General features: G+C 38.2%; 26 protein-coding genes and 1 riboswitch. Of the genes, 8 read left to right on the top strand and 18 right to left on the bottom strand.

Going from position 1 to position 20,656, the window contains the following annotated elements:
- Nucleotides 1-2 precede the first annotated feature (2 nt).
- The 13 genes from KO561_RS07545 to KO561_RS07490 form a co-directional block, all read right to left on the bottom strand.
- On the bottom strand, nt 3-1,058 hold the full coding sequence (locus tag KO561_RS07545) for a phosphatidylglycerol lysyltransferase domain-containing protein (RefSeq protein ID WP_231096501.1): 1,056 nt from the start codon (nt 1,056-1,058) through the stop codon (nt 3-5).
- Nucleotides 1,059-1,259: 201 nt separating this feature from the next.
- On the bottom strand, nt 1,260-2,222 hold the full coding sequence (gene glpX / locus KO561_RS07540; RefSeq protein ID WP_231096500.1) for a class II fructose-bisphosphatase: 963 nt from the start codon (nt 2,220-2,222) through the stop codon (nt 1,260-1,262).
- Nucleotides 2,223-2,261: 39 nt separating this feature from the next.
- Nucleotides 2,262-3,089, bottom strand: coding sequence for a pyruvate, water dikinase regulatory protein (locus KO561_RS07535; RefSeq protein WP_231096499.1), 828 nt, complete (start codon nt 3,087-3,089; stop codon nt 2,262-2,264).
- A 19-nt stretch (nt 3,090-3,108) separates the two neighbouring features.
- A complete protein-coding gene (locus KO561_RS07530; RefSeq protein WP_231096498.1) occupies nt 3,109-3,738 on the bottom strand; it encodes a transcriptional regulator CcpN in 630 nt (209 codons plus the stop codon).
- 91 nt (nt 3,739-3,829) lie between these two features.
- The gene (pckA, locus tag KO561_RS07525; protein WP_408004849.1) at nt 3,830-5,416 is read right to left on the bottom strand and encodes a phosphoenolpyruvate carboxykinase (ATP); all 1,587 of its coding nucleotides are present in this window, start codon (nt 5,414-5,416) and stop codon (nt 3,830-3,832) included.
- On the bottom strand, nt 5,394-5,534 hold the full coding sequence (locus KO561_RS07520; RefSeq protein WP_231097066.1) for a GapA-binding peptide SR1P: 141 nt from the start codon (nt 5,532-5,534) through the stop codon (nt 5,394-5,396). Before KO561_RS07520 ends, pckA begins: the two co-directional genes overlap by 23 nt.
- A 1-nt stretch (nt 5,535) precedes the next feature.
- The gene (gene gap / locus KO561_RS07515) at nt 5,536-6,573 is read right to left on the bottom strand and encodes a type I glyceraldehyde-3-phosphate dehydrogenase (RefSeq protein ID WP_231096497.1); all 1,038 of its coding nucleotides are present in this window, start codon (nt 6,571-6,573) and stop codon (nt 5,536-5,538) included.
- Nucleotides 6,574-6,798: 225 nt separating this feature from the next.
- Nucleotides 6,799-6,969: a glycine zipper domain-containing protein gene (locus KO561_RS07510; protein ID WP_231096496.1), complete on the bottom strand. Its 171-nt coding sequence runs from the start codon at nt 6,967-6,969 to the stop codon at nt 6,799-6,801.
- A gap of 111 nt (nt 6,970-7,080) precedes the next feature.
- Nucleotides 7,081-7,320: an NADPH-dependent FMN reductase family protein gene (locus KO561_RS20580; RefSeq protein ID WP_408004867.1), complete on the bottom strand. Its 240-nt coding sequence runs from the start codon at nt 7,318-7,320 to the stop codon at nt 7,081-7,083.
- Nucleotides 7,311-7,628, bottom strand: coding sequence for an NAD(P)H-dependent oxidoreductase (locus KO561_RS07505; protein ID WP_231096495.1), 318 nt, complete (start codon nt 7,626-7,628; stop codon nt 7,311-7,313). Before KO561_RS07505 ends, KO561_RS20580 begins: the two co-directional genes overlap by 10 nt.
- A gap of 17 nt (nt 7,629-7,645) precedes the next feature.
- Nucleotides 7,646-8,146, bottom strand: coding sequence for a BsuPI-related putative proteinase inhibitor (locus KO561_RS07500; RefSeq protein ID WP_231096494.1), 501 nt, complete (start codon nt 8,144-8,146; stop codon nt 7,646-7,648).
- A gap of 68 nt (nt 8,147-8,214) precedes the next feature.
- Complete coding sequence (locus tag KO561_RS07495) at nt 8,215-9,459, bottom strand: sugar efflux transporter (RefSeq protein WP_231096493.1); 1,245 nt, start codon at nt 9,457-9,459, stop codon at nt 8,215-8,217.
- A gap of 79 nt (nt 9,460-9,538) precedes the next feature.
- The gene (locus KO561_RS07490; RefSeq protein WP_231096492.1) at nt 9,539-10,558 is read right to left on the bottom strand and encodes an STAS domain-containing protein; all 1,020 of its coding nucleotides are present in this window, start codon (nt 10,556-10,558) and stop codon (nt 9,539-9,541) included.
- Nucleotides 10,559-10,803: 245 nt separating this feature from the next.
- On the opposite strand from KO561_RS07490, the gene KO561_RS07485 reads away from it, so the two are divergent.
- From KO561_RS07485 to KO561_RS07465, 5 genes are all read left to right on the top strand, one after another.
- Nucleotides 10,804-10,980, top strand: coding sequence for a YjfB family protein (locus tag KO561_RS07485; protein WP_231096491.1), 177 nt, complete (start codon nt 10,804-10,806; stop codon nt 10,978-10,980).
- 178 nt (nt 10,981-11,158) lie between these two features.
- On the top strand, nt 11,159-11,509 hold the full coding sequence (locus KO561_RS07480) for a PadR family transcriptional regulator (protein WP_408004848.1): 351 nt from the start codon (nt 11,159-11,161) through the stop codon (nt 11,507-11,509).
- Nucleotides 11,502-12,026: a DUF2812 domain-containing protein gene (locus tag KO561_RS07475; protein WP_231096489.1), complete on the top strand. Its 525-nt coding sequence runs from the start codon at nt 11,502-11,504 to the stop codon at nt 12,024-12,026. Before KO561_RS07480 ends, KO561_RS07475 begins: the two co-directional genes overlap by 8 nt.
- 76 nt (nt 12,027-12,102) lie before the next feature.
- Nucleotides 12,103-12,189: riboswitch (cyclic di-GMP riboswitch) on the top strand.
- An 81-nt stretch (nt 12,190-12,270) separates the two neighbouring features.
- A complete protein-coding gene (locus tag KO561_RS07470) occupies nt 12,271-12,615 on the top strand; it encodes a hypothetical protein (protein WP_231096488.1) in 345 nt (114 codons plus the stop codon).
- Between the two features lie 82 nt (nt 12,616-12,697).
- The gene (locus KO561_RS07465; RefSeq protein ID WP_231096487.1) at nt 12,698-13,687 is read left to right on the top strand and encodes a ketoacyl-ACP synthase III; all 990 of its coding nucleotides are present in this window, start codon (nt 12,698-12,700) and stop codon (nt 13,685-13,687) included.
- Nucleotides 13,688-13,730: 43 nt separating this feature from the next.
- Here the strand turns inward: KO561_RS07465 and KO561_RS07460 are convergent, their stop codons facing one another.
- The 3 genes from KO561_RS07460 to KO561_RS20500 form a co-directional block, all read right to left on the bottom strand.
- The gene (locus KO561_RS07460; RefSeq protein WP_231096486.1) at nt 13,731-15,233 is read right to left on the bottom strand and encodes a PH domain-containing protein; all 1,503 of its coding nucleotides are present in this window, start codon (nt 15,231-15,233) and stop codon (nt 13,731-13,733) included.
- Nucleotides 15,234-15,728: a PH domain-containing protein gene (locus tag KO561_RS07455; protein WP_231096485.1), complete on the bottom strand. Its 495-nt coding sequence runs from the start codon at nt 15,726-15,728 to the stop codon at nt 15,234-15,236. It lies immediately after the preceding gene.
- Between the two features lie 115 nt (nt 15,729-15,843).
- Nucleotides 15,844-16,179 carry a hypothetical protein gene (locus KO561_RS20500; RefSeq protein ID WP_331000838.1) on the bottom strand — a complete coding sequence of 112 codons (336 nt, stop codon included), beginning with the start codon at nt 16,177-16,179 and terminating at the stop codon, nt 15,844-15,846.
- A 438-nt stretch (nt 16,180-16,617) separates the two neighbouring features.
- Here KO561_RS20500 and KO561_RS07445 point away from each other — a divergent pair, with 438 nt between their 5' ends.
- A complete protein-coding gene (locus KO561_RS07445) occupies nt 16,618-17,172 on the top strand; it encodes a CBO0543 family protein (RefSeq protein ID WP_231096484.1) in 555 nt (184 codons plus the stop codon).
- A 276-nt stretch (nt 17,173-17,448) separates the two neighbouring features.
- On the opposite strand, the gene KO561_RS07440 is transcribed toward KO561_RS07445, so the two are convergent.
- Both KO561_RS07440 and KO561_RS07435 read right to left on the bottom strand, forming a co-directional pair.
- Nucleotides 17,449-17,715 (bottom strand): hypothetical protein, encoded by a 267-nt coding sequence (locus KO561_RS07440; protein WP_231096483.1) that lies wholly within the window; start codon nt 17,713-17,715, stop codon nt 17,449-17,451.
- A gap of 112 nt (nt 17,716-17,827) precedes the next feature.
- Nucleotides 17,828-18,442 (bottom strand): PH domain-containing protein, encoded by a 615-nt coding sequence (locus KO561_RS07435; protein ID WP_231096482.1) that lies wholly within the window; start codon nt 18,440-18,442, stop codon nt 17,828-17,830.
- Between the two features lie 604 nt (nt 18,443-19,046).
- Here KO561_RS07435 and KO561_RS07430 point away from each other — a divergent pair.
- A complete protein-coding gene (locus KO561_RS07430) occupies nt 19,047-19,793 on the top strand; it encodes a metal ABC transporter ATP-binding protein (protein ID WP_231096481.1) in 747 nt (248 codons plus the stop codon).
- The gene (locus KO561_RS07425; RefSeq protein WP_231096480.1) at nt 19,793-20,650 is read left to right on the top strand and encodes a metal ABC transporter permease; all 858 of its coding nucleotides are present in this window, start codon (nt 19,793-19,795) and stop codon (nt 20,648-20,650) included. The genes KO561_RS07430 and KO561_RS07425 overlap by 1 nt, the downstream gene beginning before the upstream one ends.
- Nucleotides 20,651-20,656 lie beyond the last annotated feature (6 nt).

Genomic DNA, 20,656 nt, shown 5'->3' with positions numbered 1-20,656 from the left:
AGTTATCCAATTTCTTCTTTTTTTTGCACTCGTAACATTTGCCGGTTTGTTTTTCTTTTATTAATCAACAACACAAGCTGCACGAATGTTGCTGGAAGGAATGTTTTTTTGTAAGCAAGATATTTCGGTTCCCACGTACAAGCAAACTTTTCTTTAAATTCCTTTAATCCTTTGAAGTTATATAAAGAATTTCCATATAGATAGGCCAAACGGATAAATTTCTCAGTAGCAAATGAATACTTACAGCTTCCTACATTAGAAAGTGGTGCCATGCCTAAACTGCAGGTTTGGTATTGATTTTCTTTTGCCCATTCCAAGATATGAATAAATAACACATCCATCGTTCCGTGAGGGCTATCCGCTCTTTTTCGCATGAGATCGATATTAATCGTTTCTCTAAAATCGTCCGCAAGTGTCGCGAATGCAATGATTTGGTCATTTTCATCCGTTAAAATTCCTACATGAAATCTCGATACATATTCTTCGCTAAAAGAAACGACGGAAAATGTTTTTTCCTTTTGACCACCTAGCCATGAATCAGATACTTCCTTAAGTTGTTGTAAGAACTCTTTCGAATAAGGTGGGTTTACTACTTGAAACTGAAAGCCGTTCCTAGCAAACTTATTGAATCTTGTCCGAAGCTTCGATCCCTTTTTACCAGCTAGAGTGAAAGTTTGTAGATTAACTTTCCCTTCTTCCCCAAGCTTAACAAATCGATAGCCTGTCTCATGATAAAACTGCATGAATGCCGGGCTCACTTGATAGAAGATTGGTTTTAACCCTTGATATTCACAATATTGGTGAAACTCTCGTATCGCATCGGGAATCGAAGCATCTGGCCCGATTGGATCCCCTAGTACAACTAATTTATTTGCAATCTTTTTATATACAATCAACACGGTTTGTCTTTGTGCCCAATATACCTCTTTATCATTTAAAAAGAATAGATGAGAGACATGATTGCCTCCATTGTCTTTCAAAAAAGTTACTATATGTTCCGAATGAAGGTTCACGCTGTTTGTAGATGTTTCCATCTTAGTTGTTAGTCTCTTTTCCATTTATGAATCTACCCTCCAGATAAAGTTTCCTAAAATAAGATACCATACAACTTAGTAGATAAATAGATATGTTTTATTTCCAATTGCGACTATTTTGTTACATTTTTTATGGAAAAAGGAAGCTCTAAGCCTGCTGTGTTAACGCTCAGCACATATAATTCCTATATGAGAAAAACAAAAAGGATGAGCCCACGGCCCATCCTACCCCATTACTAAATTTGGCTTTTTCATTAGACTATGTTGACCATCTACAAATCTTACTGTACCAGACTTCGCTCTCATTACGATTGATTGTGTCGTGGCGATATCCCCTTTATACTGCACGCCCTTAAGGAGCTCTCCGTCTGTAACTCCCGTGGCAGCAAAAATGGCATCATCACCAGAGACCAAATCATTTAATGTTAAGACGCTCTCTATATCTAACCCCATTTTAAAGCATCTTTCGAATTCTTCTCTATTTTTCGGAACAAGCTTACCTTGCATGTCTCCCCCAAGACATTTCAAGGCAACAGCGGCTAAAACGCCTTCTGGTGCTCCGCCTTCCCCTATCAGCATGTCGACCCCTGTATGGTCAAAGGCGGTATTGATGGCACCAGCTACGTCTCCGTTATCTATTAGCTTGATTCGTACACCTATTCTTCTCAATTCTTCTATAATGTGCGAGTGCCTTGGGCGATCAAGGATGGTTACAACGACATCTTCTATTTCTTTTTGCTTAGCCTTCGCCACTGCACGGATATTTTCTAAAATTGGCGCTTCTATATTTATTTTACCTGCTGCTTCAGGTCCGACGGCGATTTTGTTCATATACATGTCTGGTGCATGCAGTAGGTTCCCTTTGTCAGCAATGGCCACGACAGCTAATGCATTAGATCCTCCCGCCGCAACAATGCTCGTGCCTTCTAAAGGATCCACAGCGATATCTACCTCAGGACCTTCTCTAGAACCTAGCTTTTCCCCAATGTATAGCATGGGGGCTTCATCCATTTCCCCTTCTCCAATAACTACGGTTCCTCGCATCGGAATCGTATCAAACACATCGCGCATAGCAGTTGTTGCAGCATCATCTGCTTCATCCTTCACGCCGCGCCCCATCCAACGGGCAGACGCTATAGCTGCTGCTTCCGTAACACGAATAACTTCTATTGATAAACTTCTTTCCATGGTTGGTATCCCCCTCTAAATGGTTCGGATACCATAGGGTTACTGCGATTGGTCTTCAAATCGTTTATCTAAATAGGTCATAATAATTCCAGCAGTTTCTTCAATAGATTTGTTAGACACGTTAATAACCTTACAGTTTAACTCTTCCATGATCTTTTTGGATTGCTCCAGCTCTTTTAAAATTTGCTCTTCCGAAGCGTACTTGGCATGATCCGGTAGGCCGATTGCTTTTAATCGTTCTTTACGAATCTTCAACAAATGATCCAGATCCATCGTTAACCCTATAATTAATGGTTTCGTAGCTTGATAGAGTTCTTTTGGAGGTTTCACATCCGGCAAAATAGGAAGATTAGCCACCTTTATCCCTTTATGCGCCAGGAAAATACTAAGTGGCGTCTTGGATGTTCTTGAAACACCAACAAGGACGACCTGCGCTTTTAAAAATCCTCGCGCATCCCTGCCGTCATCATACTTTACAGCAAATTCAATGGCCTCGATTCTGCGGAAGTATTCTTCATCCAGTTCATGGCGTAATCCAGGTAACTGTTTCGGTGCACTATTATACGTGTCCACATAGGCTTGCATAAGTGGGCCCATGACATCTATTGCTTTCACATCTTTTTCAATCGCTTCCTGTTTCATTTTCTCTCTTAATTCAGGCTGTACGAGCGTATAGGCCATAATCCCCCCAGACTTTGCGACCTGCTCCATCAACGACTGAATTTGTTCTTCTGTCTCAATATGACCATATCTTCTAATTTGAATTCTTTCATTAGAAAACTGTCGCATGGTTGCGCGTGCGACCGCTTCCGCTGTTTCCCCTACGGCATCTGAACATACATAAATGATTCGATCCTTGTTTGTCATCTTTGTTCCCACCTATCCTTTAGACTTCCATTGCTAAATCAACTAGTACTTGCGTCATATTGGTTTTCGTAATTCGACCTGTGACTAGCAATTTACTCTTATCGTCACCTTGCACGACAGGAAGGCTATCGACTTGAAAGTGAACCATTTTTCTTGCTGCTTCTAAAACTGTGTCGTCGGGTGATGCCGTCACGACGTTCGGTTGCCTTGTCATTACGAGATTAACGGGCATGGTAGAAGCATTTGGGTTTCCTAAAGTCACTTTTAATAGATCCTTGCGTGACACAATTCCTTCTAGATAACCCTCGCTATCCACTACCATGAGTGTGCCTACATTTTCAAGGAAAAGTTGGATAACCGCATCATGCACCGTTGTTGTTTCTTGCACAATAACGGGTACCCCTTGAATATCCTTAATAAGTAGCTTATTCAACTGGCTACTTACTCCATCTCGCTTGACGCTACTCCCCCGAAAATATCCAACCTTAGGTTTAGCATCAATATAGCCCGTCATGGCTAATACAGCTAAGTCAGAGCGCAGGGCTGCTTTACTAACCCCAAGCATTTCCGCAATTTGCTCCGCCGTGATTGGTTCATTTTTTTGTACGATATCTACGATTTCTAATTGTCTAGCCGAAAACTCAATCATGCCGTTCCTCCTGTCCAAGCCTCTCTTGAGGTAATCATATAATTCTTTTAGTAGCAACGCAAGAACGGGTCTAGAATAGATGGGAATAATTTTATCCGTTTATTTTTGGACCTGCTTGGCGAATCGTTTTACTCACATCCGAAAAACGGGAAAAGTTCTTTTGGAATCGACCCGCTAGTTCTTTTGCTTTTTGATCGTATTTTTTTGGATTTTTCCACGTCTCTCTCGGATTCAACAGCTTATCCGGAATACCATTGATGGAGGTCGGGACGGATAATCCAAATATCTCATCTGTCCGGTAGGTACACTCCTTCAAATCCCCATTAATAGCAGCTGTCACCATCGCCCGTGTAAAAGATAAAGGGATTCGTTTCCCAATGCCGTACGGTCCACTAGTCCAACCAGTATTAACAAGGAAAACATCCACATTATGCTCCTCCAGTTTCTGTCCCAACATGCTCGCATAGACAGATGGATCAAGTGGTAAAAAAGGTTCTCCAAAACAAGTAGAAAATGTCGCCTCAGGCTCTGTTACCCCTCGTTCAGTCCCTGCCAGCTTAGACGTGTACCCTGATAGGAAATGATACATCGCTTGCTCTTTCGATAATTTGGCGATAGGTGGTAAAACACCGAAAGCATCAGCCGTTAGGAAAACAATTGTATTAGGATGTGCAGCATAACTAGGTGTTAAAACATCGGGAATGTGTTCTAGTGGGTAAGCAGCCCGCGTATTTTCAGTTAATGTACCATTATCAAAATCGAGCTGCTTTGTATTTGTATCAACTGCTACATTTTCTAGTACCGTACCAAACTTAATGGCATTCCAAATTTGCGGTTCTTTTTCTTTGCTCAATCCGATGCATTTGGCGTAGCATCCACCTTCTATATTAAAAACACCCTGCTCCGACCAACCGTGTTCATCGTCGCCAATCAGCTTGCGGCTTTCATCTGCGGACAGAGTGGTTTTCCCTGTACCAGACAAACCGAAGAATAGAGCAACGTCACCCTTTTCCTTTCCCACATTGGCTGAACAATGCATCGGGAAGACACCTTTAAAAGGAAGAAGGTAATTAAGAACACTGAAGATAGACTTTTTCATTTCACCAGCATAGGCGGTCCCCCCTATTAACACCACCTTTTTCTCAAAGGAAATGGTTATAAACGTCTCGGAGTTCGTTCCGTCTACCGCTGGATCTGCTTGCAAACCAGGTAAACAAATAACCGTAAAATCCGGTTCTATCCCGGTTTCTTTTTTTCGAATAAACAATTGCCGAGCAAACAAATTGTGCCATGCATATTCGTTAATGACACGTATTGGCAAAGAGTGTCTATTGTCTGCACCCGCTTGACCATCGAAAACAAAAAGTTCTTTGTTCTCCATATAGGCTAGTGCCTTATCATATAAGGCTTCGAAGTGATACTTCGAAATAGATTGATTCACGTTCCCCCAGGAAACATGCTTTTCTGTCTGATCATCCTTTACGATAAATCGATCTTTTGGAGAACGCCCTGTGAACTTACCTGTAGCGGTGAGAAAAGCACCTGACTCTGTTAGCATCCCTTCCTTTCGTTTGATGGAGGCTTCAACCAACTCCGAAACGGATAGATTATCATGCACAAGGTGTGAGTTTAAATTCATACGTGAGGCTAGCAAGTTAACCGAATTCAACCGCTTCATCCCTTTCTATCGAATGGCAACATACATTATTCTCGCAGTTTGAGTAAAAAATGGTCACTTTATTCGTCTGAAACGTTTCGATTTCGCAGCCGCAATGGCTACACACGATAACACCCATTTTAGGAAGATTTTCGTAGTTTGCCATTTTCTCTTCTCTCCTTTTGTACGTAGTTGGCGAGCTCTATAACCCTGGTTGCATACGCCCATTCGTTGTCATACCAAGCTAAAATTTTCAGATGGTTTCCTACAACTTTGACTGAGGGACCGTCAATGACCGCTGATTTCTGACATCCTATATAATCAGAAGAAACGAGAGGAGTTTCCGTCCAATCTATAATTCCAAAAAGACTACCGTTTGCAGCTTCTTCAAATTTCTTTTTCACTTCTTCTATTGAAGTTTCTTCATATAGCTCAATCGTTAAATCCACCAAGGAAACATCTTGAGTTGGAACTCGGATGGCGGTCCCTTCCATTTTCGTTGATAGATGTGGCAGCACACCCATCAATGCCTTACCAATTCCCGTTGTCGTTGGAATAATGGATTGTGTACATGCACGTGCTCTTCGTAAATCCTTATGTGGATTATCTAGATGATTTTGATCAGATGTAAAGGCATGAACTGTTGTCACCCACCCTCTCTTGATAGAAAATGCATCATCGATAACTTTCAAGATTGGCACGACACAATTAGTCGTACAAGAAGCTGCGGATAGGAATGCATCCCTATCTGGATCAAAATCATGCTGATTTACTCCCATTACTATGGTTTGATCCATATCCGTTCCAGGTGCTGTAATAAGTACCGTTGAAGCACCCGCTTCCAAATGTCTTGAAGCGCCAGTACGATGATTAAATTTACCCGTCGAATCAATGACTAGGTCCACGCCAAATGTTTTCCATGGTATTCGTTCCGGCTCACGCGAATATGCCACTTGTATAACGCTTTCATTAATAATGAGCGTATTTTCTGTTGCACGTATTTCTGCATCCCACGTTCCATGAACGGAGTCATATTTTAATAAATGAGCAATCGTCTCGGCCGGGTACGTGCTATTAATCGCTTTCAGCTCATCCTTCATTTTGCAATCTGACATTATGTTGCGAATTAATAACCTGCCGATTCTTCCCATCCCGCTTATTCCAATTCCACTAATCATTCCCATCCCTCCTTTGATGGTATTTAGTATATCACAATAAATAATTAATGTGCATTAATTATTTTAATGAGTTCAATAAAAGGTACGTTTTTTCCTAAAATGACTAATATGAGCCTTAATTAATGTACACCTTTAAAGAATAAATCAAAATAATATCAGCCACAACATAAAGTGCACATTAAAAAAGGAAGACCACATTCGGTCCTCCACTTTACCAATCCCTTTTTATTTTTTACTCATAGAAGCTCCTATCCCTGAACCAATAGCTAGACCAATGGCAATTCCTATTGCAATATTATCCATAGCTACACCAATTGCGGCACCGATTGCAATCCCTGCTCCTATGCTAGCACCGTACTTATCACTACTCCTTTTTTTCTCTTTCCTTTCCGACATTTTGATTTGTCCTCCCAATATTCAACTTATTATTAACTACGAATTCTCCTAAATAGAAGATTCATTATCTCAAAAAAAAGCACAAAATCGGCAAAGATTTTGTACTCTTTTCTAATCTACAAAATAATGGAATTCATAGGAACCGTTTACATACCGTAAGTATCTTTCCCCTTGTTGGATTAAGGCTTCCTCAGTGATAACATTTTCCTCAAAGGTATGAAAGGCAGGCAAGGATTTCACACGAATAAAATTACAGGTGGCATGGAAAGGTGCCAAAATTTGATCAATAGAATGGCGGTGAATTCCATCAAATCGATAATCCTCTTCCTTGAAGGCTGAGCTTAAAGCAATTCCAAATTCTTTTCCTTTCCTTTTAAAGCACGACTTCCTTTAAAGGCCCATCCGCTTTCCAACACCTTATCAAACCACTTTTTAAGAAGCGGCGTATAGCTATACCAATAATTAGGATACTGAAAAATAATCCTATCATGCTTCTCTAGTAGTTGTTGCTCCTGACCTACATCAATATCCTCGTTCGGGTATGTGCTGTATAAATCATGAACAGTAACCGATGCTTCCTGTTCCACAACCTTCTTCAAGTAAGCATTGATTCGTGAATCATCCATGGTTGGGTGCGCAATGATCACTAATATCTTCATTCGTTCCCTCCCAGCTATTACTCCATCGTAAATTCTGTGGAAATCTTATATTTTTCTCCTTCTTTAGGAGTCATCCAAGCTGTCAATACATATTCACCCGGAGATAAGTCGATTTGATTTAAGTCTAAGGTGTATGTTAATTCGCCAGCTGGTTCCATTGTTTCTTCTCCAAGGGCTTGTAAGAAGGAGGCTGTACTAGAGTATAGATATACTTGTTTTCCTTCTTTCGTCTCCACAGAAAAATCATAGCGCTGCGAGCTTGTAAATTCTAATTTCACTGTTTTTTCAGTTTGGTTTTTTACGGTGTACACGTATTGCATAGGAGCTACTTCTTGCAATTTAGCTTCGACCTCCCCTGCTACAATGCCTCCGTTATTTTGATCCTCCGATTCATTGTCATCTTCTACTATTGGCGATGGTTGTTGTGGTTGTTCTTCATCGAGACCAGGATCTGCATTCGTTGTTCCACAAGCTGACAAGAATACGATTATTCCGAATAGCACTAGGATTTTTTTCATAAGGAACGTCCTCTCTTTTCTATTTCTTATAGAATCTGACGTTTCATTCGAAAATATGTTACACATTTTTATGATTCTGCTACATGTAATTTCTTACTCTGTTTTCGCTCACTTCCAAAGAACAACAAAATGAAGAATCCAATCCCTGTAAATAAAATACAGATAATAAACACATTTTGATATTCAAACAGGCTTGAAAAATACCCAAATAATAAAAAGCCTAGTGTGGATCCAATCTTTTGTGCGTTCATATACAGTGTCGTGGCCGTGCCCGGCTCCTTCGGCAAAAAGTTTTGAAAATACGTAACGGCCAACCCTGCCGTAATCGCTACATTTGCCGCACTAAGTACTTGCAACGGGTAGATCTGCCACGGTTCTGTTACGTTCCAAATCAAGAAAAAATAAGCAAAGGAAAATAAAAAACCAAGCTTAATGAGCTTTCCTAAGTCCCATCTTGTCGCCATGATACCAAACATGATCATAAGTGGCACCTCAAAAACGGGTGGGACGCTAAAGATTACACCAACATGTGCTTCTGTTCCACCCAGCGTTTTCGTAACGAATTGCGGTATGTTTTGCATATTAATCGTCGTGGCTGCATGTAGCAAAAACATGGCTAGAATATTCGCAAATATATGTGGCTTCAGCATGAATTTTCCCAATACAACCTGCTTGCCAGTCATATCCACCTTTTTAGGCTCATCCTTCAAGAAAAAGATAATGGCAAAAATACATAGCAAGAACCCAATAGATACAAGCATAAATAATCCTTTAAAATCCATAGCCACTAATACCCAACCCGCAAAAGCTGGGCCAACGGTCCATGCTAAAGCAGTAAACATTCGAAATACATTCATTACATAAGGAATTTCTTTTTTGGGAACGTCTGATTGCTCTAAAACTTCCCGAGCATGCGCCCAAAGTTGTGGCATCGTAGCAGAGGCTATTCCTAATAGAAAAAAGCCTACTAATGCAAGTAAGATATAGTTTCGAATGTATGCAAACCCCATATAACCAGCAATAGCCGCAACAGATGACACAATAAGAATCAGCTTACGACTCACATTTCGATCCGAGAGCTTTCCAATATATGTACTAATCACTACTCCGCCTATCGCCATTGTCGTCATAAAAATTCCGTAGGATAAATTGCTCATTCCTACTTCATCAATGCCGAATAAGGAAGAAAACGGAATGAATAAAGATGTTGCCAACCCGAACATAAAATTCAACAAGAGCAGAATGGGGAAAGTTGGAATTCTCCACACTAATGCCGTACGGCCTTTCACGGAACCCATCATTTTTCCAAACACACCTATCATCCTAACTTTATGTATTTTTTGGTATGTTTTTAATCATACACCCGATTCTGCTTTCCCTCACAATTTAAGTTTAGATGATTTTTCTTCCCATTTGCGCCAACGCAAAATGAATCCCGTGCTGCAAGGTTTGGAAGCAGTTGAATTCAGAAAAGTTATGTTCCAACTTCGCTATCACTTGACTTAAATGAGGAGATATACCAACTAGTATCGTTTCCGTTCCTATTAACGAAGCAGCCACACCGAGCTTTCCAATTAAACTAGCTGTAAGGTCACCAGTGTCCTGATCTAAACCTGTCAAATCTAGGATGAGGTAGCTGGATCGGTAGGTTGGGAGATTTTCGAGCGTCTTTGTTACAAGCTCTTCGGATCGTTCTTCATCATATTTTCCAATTAACGGAACGACAGCAATTCCTTCTAATACTGGGATAATTGGGGAAGAAATTCGTTTTACAAGGTCCCTTAATTCTCTTGTTTTATTTTCAACTTCTCCTTCTAATCGCATAATGTGATCCAGTTCTTTCTTACGGGAAAGCTTATGGATATTTTCTTCAATAGTCACCTCGGAAGGGAAATAATTAATCTTAGTCGCCTCATGACCATCCAATTGGAAATGCTCAATCTCATACCAAATATTGACCCCAAAAAGGCCAGAGAAAATGCCTGCGAAATGGCCAGCTAAAAAACTTCCTCCTTTTGTTTTCTCTTGAGCAACATTGATTTTGTGTTCCCAGCTATCTTTTAAGTGAACCGTCAATGTGTGGCCTTCTCGATCTAAATGTTCGATAATAAATCTTCCCCATCCTGCAGAAGCATATGTGTCCGTAATTAATTTCGCTGCGTCTTCTGCACTTACATCTTTCATCTTTTCAAAATATTCTCCTACCACTAAGCCTTGTCGAAATCCGGTCGTTTCCAAAACAAGATGCGAAGCCTCTTCTCCAGAAATCTCTTCCATCGTATCAAAAAAAGCCTTCATAGCACTTGAAATCCAAAATAGAACGGCTTCCTGTCCTTCGAAATTAAATAATCCTTTCTCTAGATCCCAACTAAAATCAAGGCCCCCTACTTCAATCTGTTTGTCTAAACCCATAACCAAATTCCCCTCTTCTTTTCATTCAACTATTCCTATATACATTCAGATATGTTTCTCAGTATCTATCATTTTCTCATTTATTGCTGATAGATGGTAGGAGAAATATATTTTTTTTTACAATTTAGATTCTTTGACTCTAGCAAGTAACCACTAGGGAGTTCCTTGCATAATTTTTCAAAATTTATAAACTTCCTCTTCAAACACCCTGTAGATTGTCGATATAAATATAGGAGGTGACTGCTTTGGACGTAGCTGCATTATCCGTGGCCATGAGTCAGGCTTCTCTTGGTCAAAGCGTAGGTATCGCTCTAGCGAAAAAAGTCATGGAAACTTCCGAACAAAACAACAATCAATTACTCCAAATGATGAGTGCCCCCGCACATCCGAGTTTGGGGAATTCGATTGATATTAAGGCATGAAAAAGATGCATCTCCAACGAGGTGCATCTTTTTCTTTTGACCCCCTTACACGTTTATTTAGAAAGATAGGCTCTTTTTATACCCTGGGGAAAAAATTCATTTTCTACTTGTGCTTTCTAAGCTCTTCAGTTATTATATCGGCAGACGATATAACGATTAGCGATACATCGGAGGAATGATGGTGAAATCTAAAAATGCGGAAAGCTTTTTACCCTTAACACATACTACCTACTATATACTGCTTGCTCTAATTGATCCCTTACATGGGTATGGCATCATGCAAAAAGTAGAAGAAATGAGTGCTGGGGCCGTTAAGCTCGGACCAGGAACACTTTATGGAGCTTTATCCAAACTAGAAAAACAAGTGATTATTGTAAAAATTGAGGAATTAGATATGGAAAGAAAAAAATGCTATCAGCTCACAGATTTAGGGAAAGAAATCGTCCAACTTGAACATAAGCGATTAATCGAATTAGTATCTGCCAGTGAAAAGTATGTGAAAAAAATAGGAGGAAAAGGGAATGACTAAAAAAGCATTTAAAACATTTTGGGCATGGCAGGACGACGCGGAAGAAAAGTGGCTAAGAAAGATGTCCAGGGAAGGATGGGGACTTAAGCATTACAACTGGTTCATTTATACATTTGAACAAATCCAACCTACTGATTATGTCTATAAGCTAGATTACAAGGGAAATTATGCAGATGATCTGGAAACGTATATTTCCTTATTTGAGGATAGTGGCTGGGATCATGTTGATCAGTTCCAAAATTGGCATTACTTCCGTACGGTCGCAACCTCTACAATAGAAACACCAGACATTTATTCGGACACTGAATCGAAGGTTAAAAAATATGAAGATCTCTCTAACGTCATCTTAACGGTTTTATTATCTATCGTCACTATCTTCTTTATCATCGTTCTCCCAGCAGATTTTTCATTTATGAAAGTTTTGCAAATCATTTATTTTGTATTAATTGGGCTAAACCTCTTTACTTATGTAAGCCTTAGGAGAAAGGTCAATCGGTTGAAACAGGAAAAATTATAGCTTTTCAACCAATAATATCCAATATTTTTTATTCATTTATTACTTTTATATTCTATCACTCTGTGCTATTATATTTTTTGTGATTTGGCAAACTTGTTGAAAGACAAGGACGCAAAGCTACGAATCTACGGCTTTAAAAAGCTAGGATAGTCGAGCCGCACTTCATCGATTTATGTATGACGAGCGCGCAATCCTGTTGTGGGCTCTTTTTGTATTTATTACACATTTTTTAGGAGGAAAGACGATGTCAAAGTACAGTATTAACGTAAACAACACGAAAAAGACAATCGCAATGGAGGTTAAAGGATCATTTACTAATGAAGATGTTATCAACTTTGTAAATGACTATCAAGCGAAAATCAACTCCATAAACGCAAAGGATTTTACTTTAGAAGTAGATTGCACCACGATGGATATACTTACAAAAGATATGGTTCCTAGTCTGGAAAACTCTTTTAAAATGTATAATGAATCCGGTTTTAACAAAGTTGTCTTCTCTATTGTTAAAAACCCAGTATTAAAAATGCAATTAGGTAGAATTGCTAAAAATGCTGGCCTAACAAACTCAGAGGTAGTAGAAGTAGCATAAATCAATTAGAAGCAAGGCTCGTCTCTAGAGTCTTGCTTTATATATGGAAAGGAACTCAAAATCAAATAAAAGGAGAGCAATCATGAGTAACGTAAGAATAAAAGGTGTAGATATATATCATCCAAATCATGCTATTGACAACGACCACTTTTTAGAGCACTTTTCTTCCAAAGGAAAAGATATAAAACGCTTTTTAGAACATATGGGCAGAAAATCTAGATACATTATAGATAATGACCATGAAAACGGATTGACAATGGGTATAGAAGCAGCGAAACGCGTACTTAAGAAGTTAAACCTTTCAGGAAAAGATATTGATATGATTGTGTTCTCCACACAAGTACCGGAAACCACTTTTCCCGCAAATGCTATGTTTCTTCATGATGCCATTGGTGCTGACCATGATACGATCATATTGGATTCCAATGCGAATTGCGCTGGTATGACAGTAGCTGTTGAACAAGCTTGTCACTATATGAAATCGAATCAACATGTTCAAACAACTTTGGTTGTCGGCTCTGATTATAATTCTCTCATCAGCAATCCCGAGGATGAAATTACTTATTCCAATTATGGAGATGCTTCCGCCGCTGTTGTCCTTGAAAAAACTGAGGAAGATTGTGGATTTATCGATGCCCTTTATTTCACAGATTCCGTGAATCGTGATAAGATTTTGTATCCAGGAAATGGACTAACTAATCTTATGCAAAACGCAACCGATGAGAATAAGTATATAAAATGGCTTCCGTTTGATGGAAATATTGCTTTACCACCTACTTACGATATGATTGAAAGACTTTTAGAAAGAAATCATTTAGAAACAAAGGACATAAAGGCGTATTGTTTTTCTCAATTTTCACTTGCCAATATATTAAAAATCCAGGACAATTTTTCGTTAGAGGACAGGCAAATCGTCTATATCGGGGACACCTTTGGATATACAGGAACAAGTAGCCCATTTATTGCCTTACATGCAGGTATTGAAAGTGGACAAGTTAAAAGAGGAGACCATGTTCTCTTTTGGACAATTGGAGCTGGGTATCAGCTTATTGCAATGCTATTTAAATACTAAGTAGAAAAGAGGACCATTGGCTTTAACAAGGGTCCTCTTCCTCCTATTCCTGCTCATATTTCACTTCTTCTCTTCGATTTGCATACCAACGATAAAAAGTACTTACTAGCTCTTGTGGCACGTCATCTAGCCCAGCATGATGAACTGGATTTGCCCGGTTTACAGTGCCTATACTGGCAAGGCCAAATAGACGTTGAGAAAATCCTTTTGACACACTTACCGTAATAACTTTTTCCCGTTTCGTAATAAATAGTTGTGTCATGAATCCTCCTGTCTTAAATTGAATAAATGGTCCATTCAAAACATAACGAGAATTGTAATAATCCAACAATCTACTTATATAAACAAGGATAAATAAGGCGATCGAACCTACCCACCAAAACTGGGCGAACCCTAAAAATTCTGGCTTCCAAAAGAAAACAATGACCGTGACTATCATCCAAAGCCAACTCGGGCGAATCAATCGTATCCATAAAGATTTTTTTGGAAGACGTTGCATGCTTTCGCTTACGGAATAAGTTGGTAACATCTCTTCAATCATTTCATATGCCCGTTTTATTGGTAAGAATGGGTATAACGTATTTACTTCTAAACTGTCATTAATGGAATTACTAGTGCTCGTCAGTTTTACTTCTGCTAAGCCAAGAATTCTCTTCATAAAGGATTGTGTGACTTCAACCGCTTGCACTTTTTCTTTCGCAATGGAGAAGGCTGTCTCATCCAAGACCCCTTTTTTAATATAAATTCGTTCCTCGTCAGAAGAAATCTCATATTTTCCGTACTTTAGAAAGGTACGAATAATACCATAGGCTAAAGAAGCTACAATAATAAAAAGGACAACAATGGTCGTAATCCACCATGAATTAACGATGGTAAGGAATAGTCCTTCTGCTTGTTGATCCAGGTCAAAAATGTCATCTATATTCGTATAAAGGGACCCTAGCACTGGAACAAGCACGAGAAAACTTAATGATGTAAATGCCGCTTTTATTGTATCTTTTTTTGTTGGAGTAAAATGAATGGTTCTTTTCGTTGTTAGTTGGTTAATTTCAGTGGTGTCTTCTTCCACTTCCACCTTAGTATTTTCCGTATGTTCTGCCATTTCATACTGCTTCACATGCTTTTCTAGTCGATCTGCCTCAGCTCGCGAAATGACTGAAAATTCAACAGCCGACTCTTCACTATTCATACCAGTTTCAAAATGTACAGATGTCACGCGAAGAAGCCTATGAAAGAACGATGTATGCCGATTCACATTTTGTATTTTGGAGAAAGGGATCGTCTGTTTTGATTTGACAAAAAGCCCTTTATTAACCTGAAAGGCGGTATCCTCTACCTGATAGGTTTGCACAAACCATTTTAATACGATCGAAAAAACGGATAAAGTGAAAATGACTAAAAAGACAATTCGCCCGTAGAAAATATATGTTGATTCAGAATCTAAATTTAGTATAAATAAATATACAATAAAAATGATTGAACTTCTTATTAGTTTACCAATTTGAAACAAGATGATAAGCGGATGGTAACGTCTTGTTTCCGTCATTTACTCCACCTCCTTCACCTTTGCATAAACCGCAATTTGGTTACGAAGGTCTTGGGCAATCTCTTCGGAAATCCCGGGTATGCTATGCGATGACCCCATCGTTTCAATGGAAATAGCATAAAGTCCGTATTTTTTCATTAATGGCCCTTGTTTCGTGGAAACAGCTTGAATCTTCGTCATCGGAATCAACTGTTTCTCTTCCGTGATAGCCCCGTACTTTAATTGCAAAAATTCCTCATTGAGGTCGTACCTCCACGTCTTATATAAAATAATCGGCTTGATCCATATTCCCCAAATTGCGCCTAGAACCGATAGGATTGTAAGAATAATAAGTACCCATCCAATCCAATCGAACCAATTAAAATGATAATCTAAATAAAATAAAACCCCCAAAACAATAAAACCTATAATGTTTTGAATGAGTTCATTTGTTATCCAAACTTTTTTAATATCATGTGAAAGTTGAACAGTTGGCTCGTTTATCAAATTATCCATGACTACCTCCTTAGGAATTTTCTCCCAATGCTAAAATAGCATGAATGAAGATATGTGTCACTATGAAAAAAAGCAGGAAATATCGATTAGTCCATATCCCTGCATACTATTAATATTAAGAACTTGTAATTTCTTTATAAATTTCTTCTAAGGTAGATACTCTCCCCTTGTCATCTTTATACATCACATCAGAAGGAGTGAAATGGATAGGAGAATCCAACCCAGCTGCAGTAGCCAATCGAAAAAGTCCTTTCCTCATTGTAATCAAGTAATTAGCTGTTCGATGTTTTTTCTCGTCTATGATGAGAGCTTTTTGCGGATTTTGGTTTCTATCAATGAAAAATAAAAATAAACCAAATACCAAAATAGCTACGATTAATATAATAAATAGAATAAATCCTATTACGATGAAGATGTCAGCCCAATCCAGACTTATCGCTTCTTTTTCCAAACATTAAAATGAATTATTCATAAAGCTAATTGATTACAGCCACAAGAATGTACCATTTCTGCCATGCTATTTACCAACAGTTGCCACGAAATCCACCACCCTAAGACAAGGCATTTACCAATAGAAAAATCAAGGATTCTATAATAAAAAGCCTAATTCTCCTTATTGTCACGGAAAAATTAGGCGTATGGTCGTCCACAACTCGTCAAAATGTTGAGTATGTTTATACTGCGTAGAAAAGACTTTCTTTTGTTGTTATTTTTTTCAAAATAAACTCCTGTTACTTTAAGTGCACTTTTTCACAAAGTTACAACAAGTAGATGTTGTTTAAATGCTCAGTATTTTCGAAATGAGAACTCGACATTTATCTAAACTTGCATAAATTGAAAGTACAATGCAAATAATTATTTTACCTAATTAAAGAGTAGGAGATTTTTAATGACTGGAAAATACGAGAACCTCCTTAAAGTAAATGAACTTGAAAAGGAAGCATTAAATGTCGATATTAACGGCTGGTTACAATACGATTTATTCACCTTTGATTGGTGGCTTTTATTAGCATTTTTTATATTACCATGGGTACTTTGGGTGAAACTAGTAGACCGTGATAGAATTGTTGAGAATTTTCTATTCGGAATGTTCATTATCAAAATAACAACCATAACGGACATACTTGGCACAGAAATAGACTTCTGGCAATATCCTACATCTCTATTTCCTATTTTCCCCAGAGCATTTCCCTTTGATATTTCTATGGTACCCGTAGCACTAATGCTGTTATATCAATATTTCAACACTTGGAAATCCTATATTATAGCCTTAATTTCTATGGCTGGTGTATTTGCTTTTATAGGTGAACCCTTCAGTGTATGGAAAGAATTAGTTATCTATATTAAATGGAATTACATATACTCATTCTTTTTCTATATCATCGTTGGTATATCGATTAGAGCATTTGTTATTAAACTGAAGAACCTAAAAAAGAAATTGTGAAAAATAATTTCAGTGTTTTTCTATGTCACATTTTGTATATCAAAAATCTAGTTTTAAATCTTGTATCATCAGAAGGATTACAGTGGTAAAAAGTGTGTCAATCTTTGGTACACTGTTTGTCAATTGGTGGTAAATACTATGTCAGGGCTGGTACATTTCAATGTCTGTAATCAAGCTAATTCCCTACAAAAAATCTACCAAACAACATCTATTATTTTCCACTTTACAAACTAATTATGTAAAAAAGAATCCCCCAACGAGGATTCTTCTGACTTGTTACCCATTACTATGATCTTTTATATTTTCTATTTGTTTTCTTACATTGTGTAACTGTTCATACGCTTGTTGGAACTGTGGATTCTCTGTTGCTTCGGTTCCCGATTGACTTTGTGTGTTTTTAAGCTGTTGTTCAACTTGCTGTAGCTGTTGAATGGTCTGCTCTATCTCCTGAGAGTCTGTTCCATTTGCTTGAATAACAGCCTGCTGGGCATCTTGTATTTGTTGGCTCACTTGCTGTAATTGTTGATGTAGATTTTGTGACATCTATGTACCCCTCCATACTTTCATAGTGATATTTCTAGTTTGCCTGATCACCACGGGATTATGTATGACGGAATGACAAAACCACGAGCGTCTTTCTACTCGTGGTTTCATCTTAATTATTTATATACTTTTCAAAAACGTTGCCAAAGTCTTTTTGGTGGTATTCTTTTCGTACAGATTTCAACCACTCAAAACCGAACTCTGTAAGTTGCTTATATTGATCAGCAAGCTGACTTTCCGTTGTTCTAGAATTTTGTAAAACATTAACTGCCTTGTTCAAACTATCTCCTGCCATATCCAACATGACATTATTCTCATGTGTTAATTCAGCTATGTACACTAAAGCTTTATATAAATCATTTAATTTTTCTAGTTGGTTCTTATCCACATCAATGTTAAAGCTTTGACCACCAATATTAAATTTAATTTCAATATCTAAATCTACCCGACCAGCTGTTTCTAATACCACATTGGAAATTTTATTTTGGGAATACGAGTGACGATTAAGAGTCCGTTTAGACGACACCGCATTTTCTCCGTCTACATGGATAAGAGCTAAATTTGTAAAACAATACTCATCCGATTTCGTTTTAATCAGAAAATAAATCTTTTCATTGTCTTCATGACGGACATAATCATCGGCATCCGTCTTATCAAAATCCTGTGGGTCAATAATTTTCCCAATGTCCGATAAACCTAACGCATCAGAAGCAAACTTTTTTAGCATCTTCATCTCTCCCTCATAAAAATGTATCTTACATTTCTAAATTTTAACATATAAGTGTATGTTCAAAAAGGAGGATAAAAGCTTTAGTCGCACTTTCTTTTGTTCTAGTTTACTGATGTAAGTAAGTGCGACTAAAGCTCTTCCTCACTTCGTTCGTCAACGACCAATCCTTCATTAAAATTCAAGGCTGCGCAGCATCGAGTACAAGGGAGCTACATGAGGAAGGCCCTACTACAGAGTAAATCCCTTGCTGACTTGCACCGAGGAATCTCCCTCTTGAAGTGTTTTTCCCGGACTTTTTAAACATCCCTTATAATATCCTTCTTTTGGTTTTACGAAAAGAATTAAAATACTACTTTCTATCCATTCCCAGTTTAAAACTTGATGATTAATTGTTAAAATTTTCACTTTCCTATTGACATTCATCATCGTTTCCTTATAATTTGCACTAAGGCAAAACTTTTTTAATTAGCTATCATTATTGCTCACAGCAACACTTATTGTCCTAAAGAACATTTTTAGCGGATTTGCATAATTTAATCATTGGAAATTTACCTATGGAATCATTTTTTAAAATTGATTTTTACAAAGGAGAGACAAAAGAATGAAACAATCTGCTATTTCCATTAAAGACCTTCATGTATCCTATTACGGAAATGAGGCGGTAAAAGGAGTGAGCCTCTCTGTAGATTCCGGTCATTTAGTTGGGATTATCGGACCAAATGGAGCAGGAAAATCTACGTTTTTAAAAGCAATGTTGCAGCTTATCCCTCGTGATAAAGGAGAGATTCAAGTCTTAGGCAGCTCTATTAAGAACGTTCGTAAAAAAATTGCATATGTTCCACAACGGAACGACATCGACTGGGATTTCCCCATCACAGTTCTAGATGCTGTACTAATAGGTACCTATCCTCACTTGAAATTGTTCCGTCGACCAAAGAAACAAGAAAAAGAATGGGCACTTCAATGTCTAAAGCGTGTCGGTATGGAAGATTTCAGTAAACGACAAATTGGGGAACTATCAGGTGGTCAACAACAACGAGTATTCTTAGCTAGGGCACTTGCGCAGAAAGCGGATTTATTCTTTTTAGATGAACCTTTTGTTGGAGTTGACATTTCAAGTGAAGAAACGATTGTAAAAATTTTAAAAGAACTGTGCCAACAAGGAAAGACCGTTATTGTTGTGCATCATGATTTAAGTAAGGCGAATGATTACTTTGACCAACTCATTTTACTTAACAAAGAATTAATTGGATTCGGCAGTGTTAGTGATGTATTTAAGCCAGAAGTTATTGAAAAAGCCTACAAAGGACAATTTGCCTTTATGAATGAGATGGGAGTGTCGATGTAATGGAATTTATAGACGCAATCATGCAGTATAAGTTTTTACAGAAAGCATTATTAACATCCATTATGGTCGGCATTATATGTGGAGTAATTGGGTGTTTTATCATCCTTCGAGGAATGGCACTGATGGGAGATGCGATATCACATGCGGTATTACCAGGTGTTGCCCTATCTTATATGCTCGGGACTAATTTCTTTTTTGGTGCCGTAATAAGCGGTCTGATTACCTCCGTTGCAATTGGATTTGTGACCCAAAATAGTCGGATTAAACATGATACATCAATCGGAATTATGTTCACAGCCGCCTTTGCTTCAGGGATTATCATTATTACCCTGCTAAAAAGTAGTACAGATTTGTACCATATTCTATTTGGAAACGTCCTAGCAGTAAGATCATCGGATATGTGGATCACATTAGGAATTGGTGTTCTTGTACTAGTAGCTGTTTTTCTATTTTATAAGGAACTACTTGTTACTTCCTTTGATGAAACAATGGGAGCGGCTTATGGCTTACCAGTTCAATTTATTCATTATTTCCTTATGACGCTTTTAACCATGGTAACCGTCGCTTCTTTACAAACCGTTGGAATCGTGCTTGTTGTCGCCATGCTAATTACGCCTGCCGCAGCTGCTTACCTACTGACAGATCGTTTATCGATAATGATTTTCCTTGCGGCTAGCATAGGTGCCATCTCTGCAATTGTTGGGCTTTATTATAGCTTCACGTATAACCTAGCATCTGGTGCGACCATTGTTCTAACATCTACTTCGATATTTATTCTCGTTTTCTTGTTTTCGCCCAAACACGGGTTGCTATGGAAAACGATGAAGGCAAAAAGAAAAAAAGCTTCTTTAGCTTAATATAAC

Source organism: Radiobacillus kanasensis (genome assembly GCF_021049245.1).
GTDB lineage: Bacteria > Bacillota > Bacilli > Bacillales > Amphibacillaceae > Radiobacillus > Radiobacillus kanasensis.
This window is presented reverse-complemented; position numbering and strand designations above follow the sequence as displayed.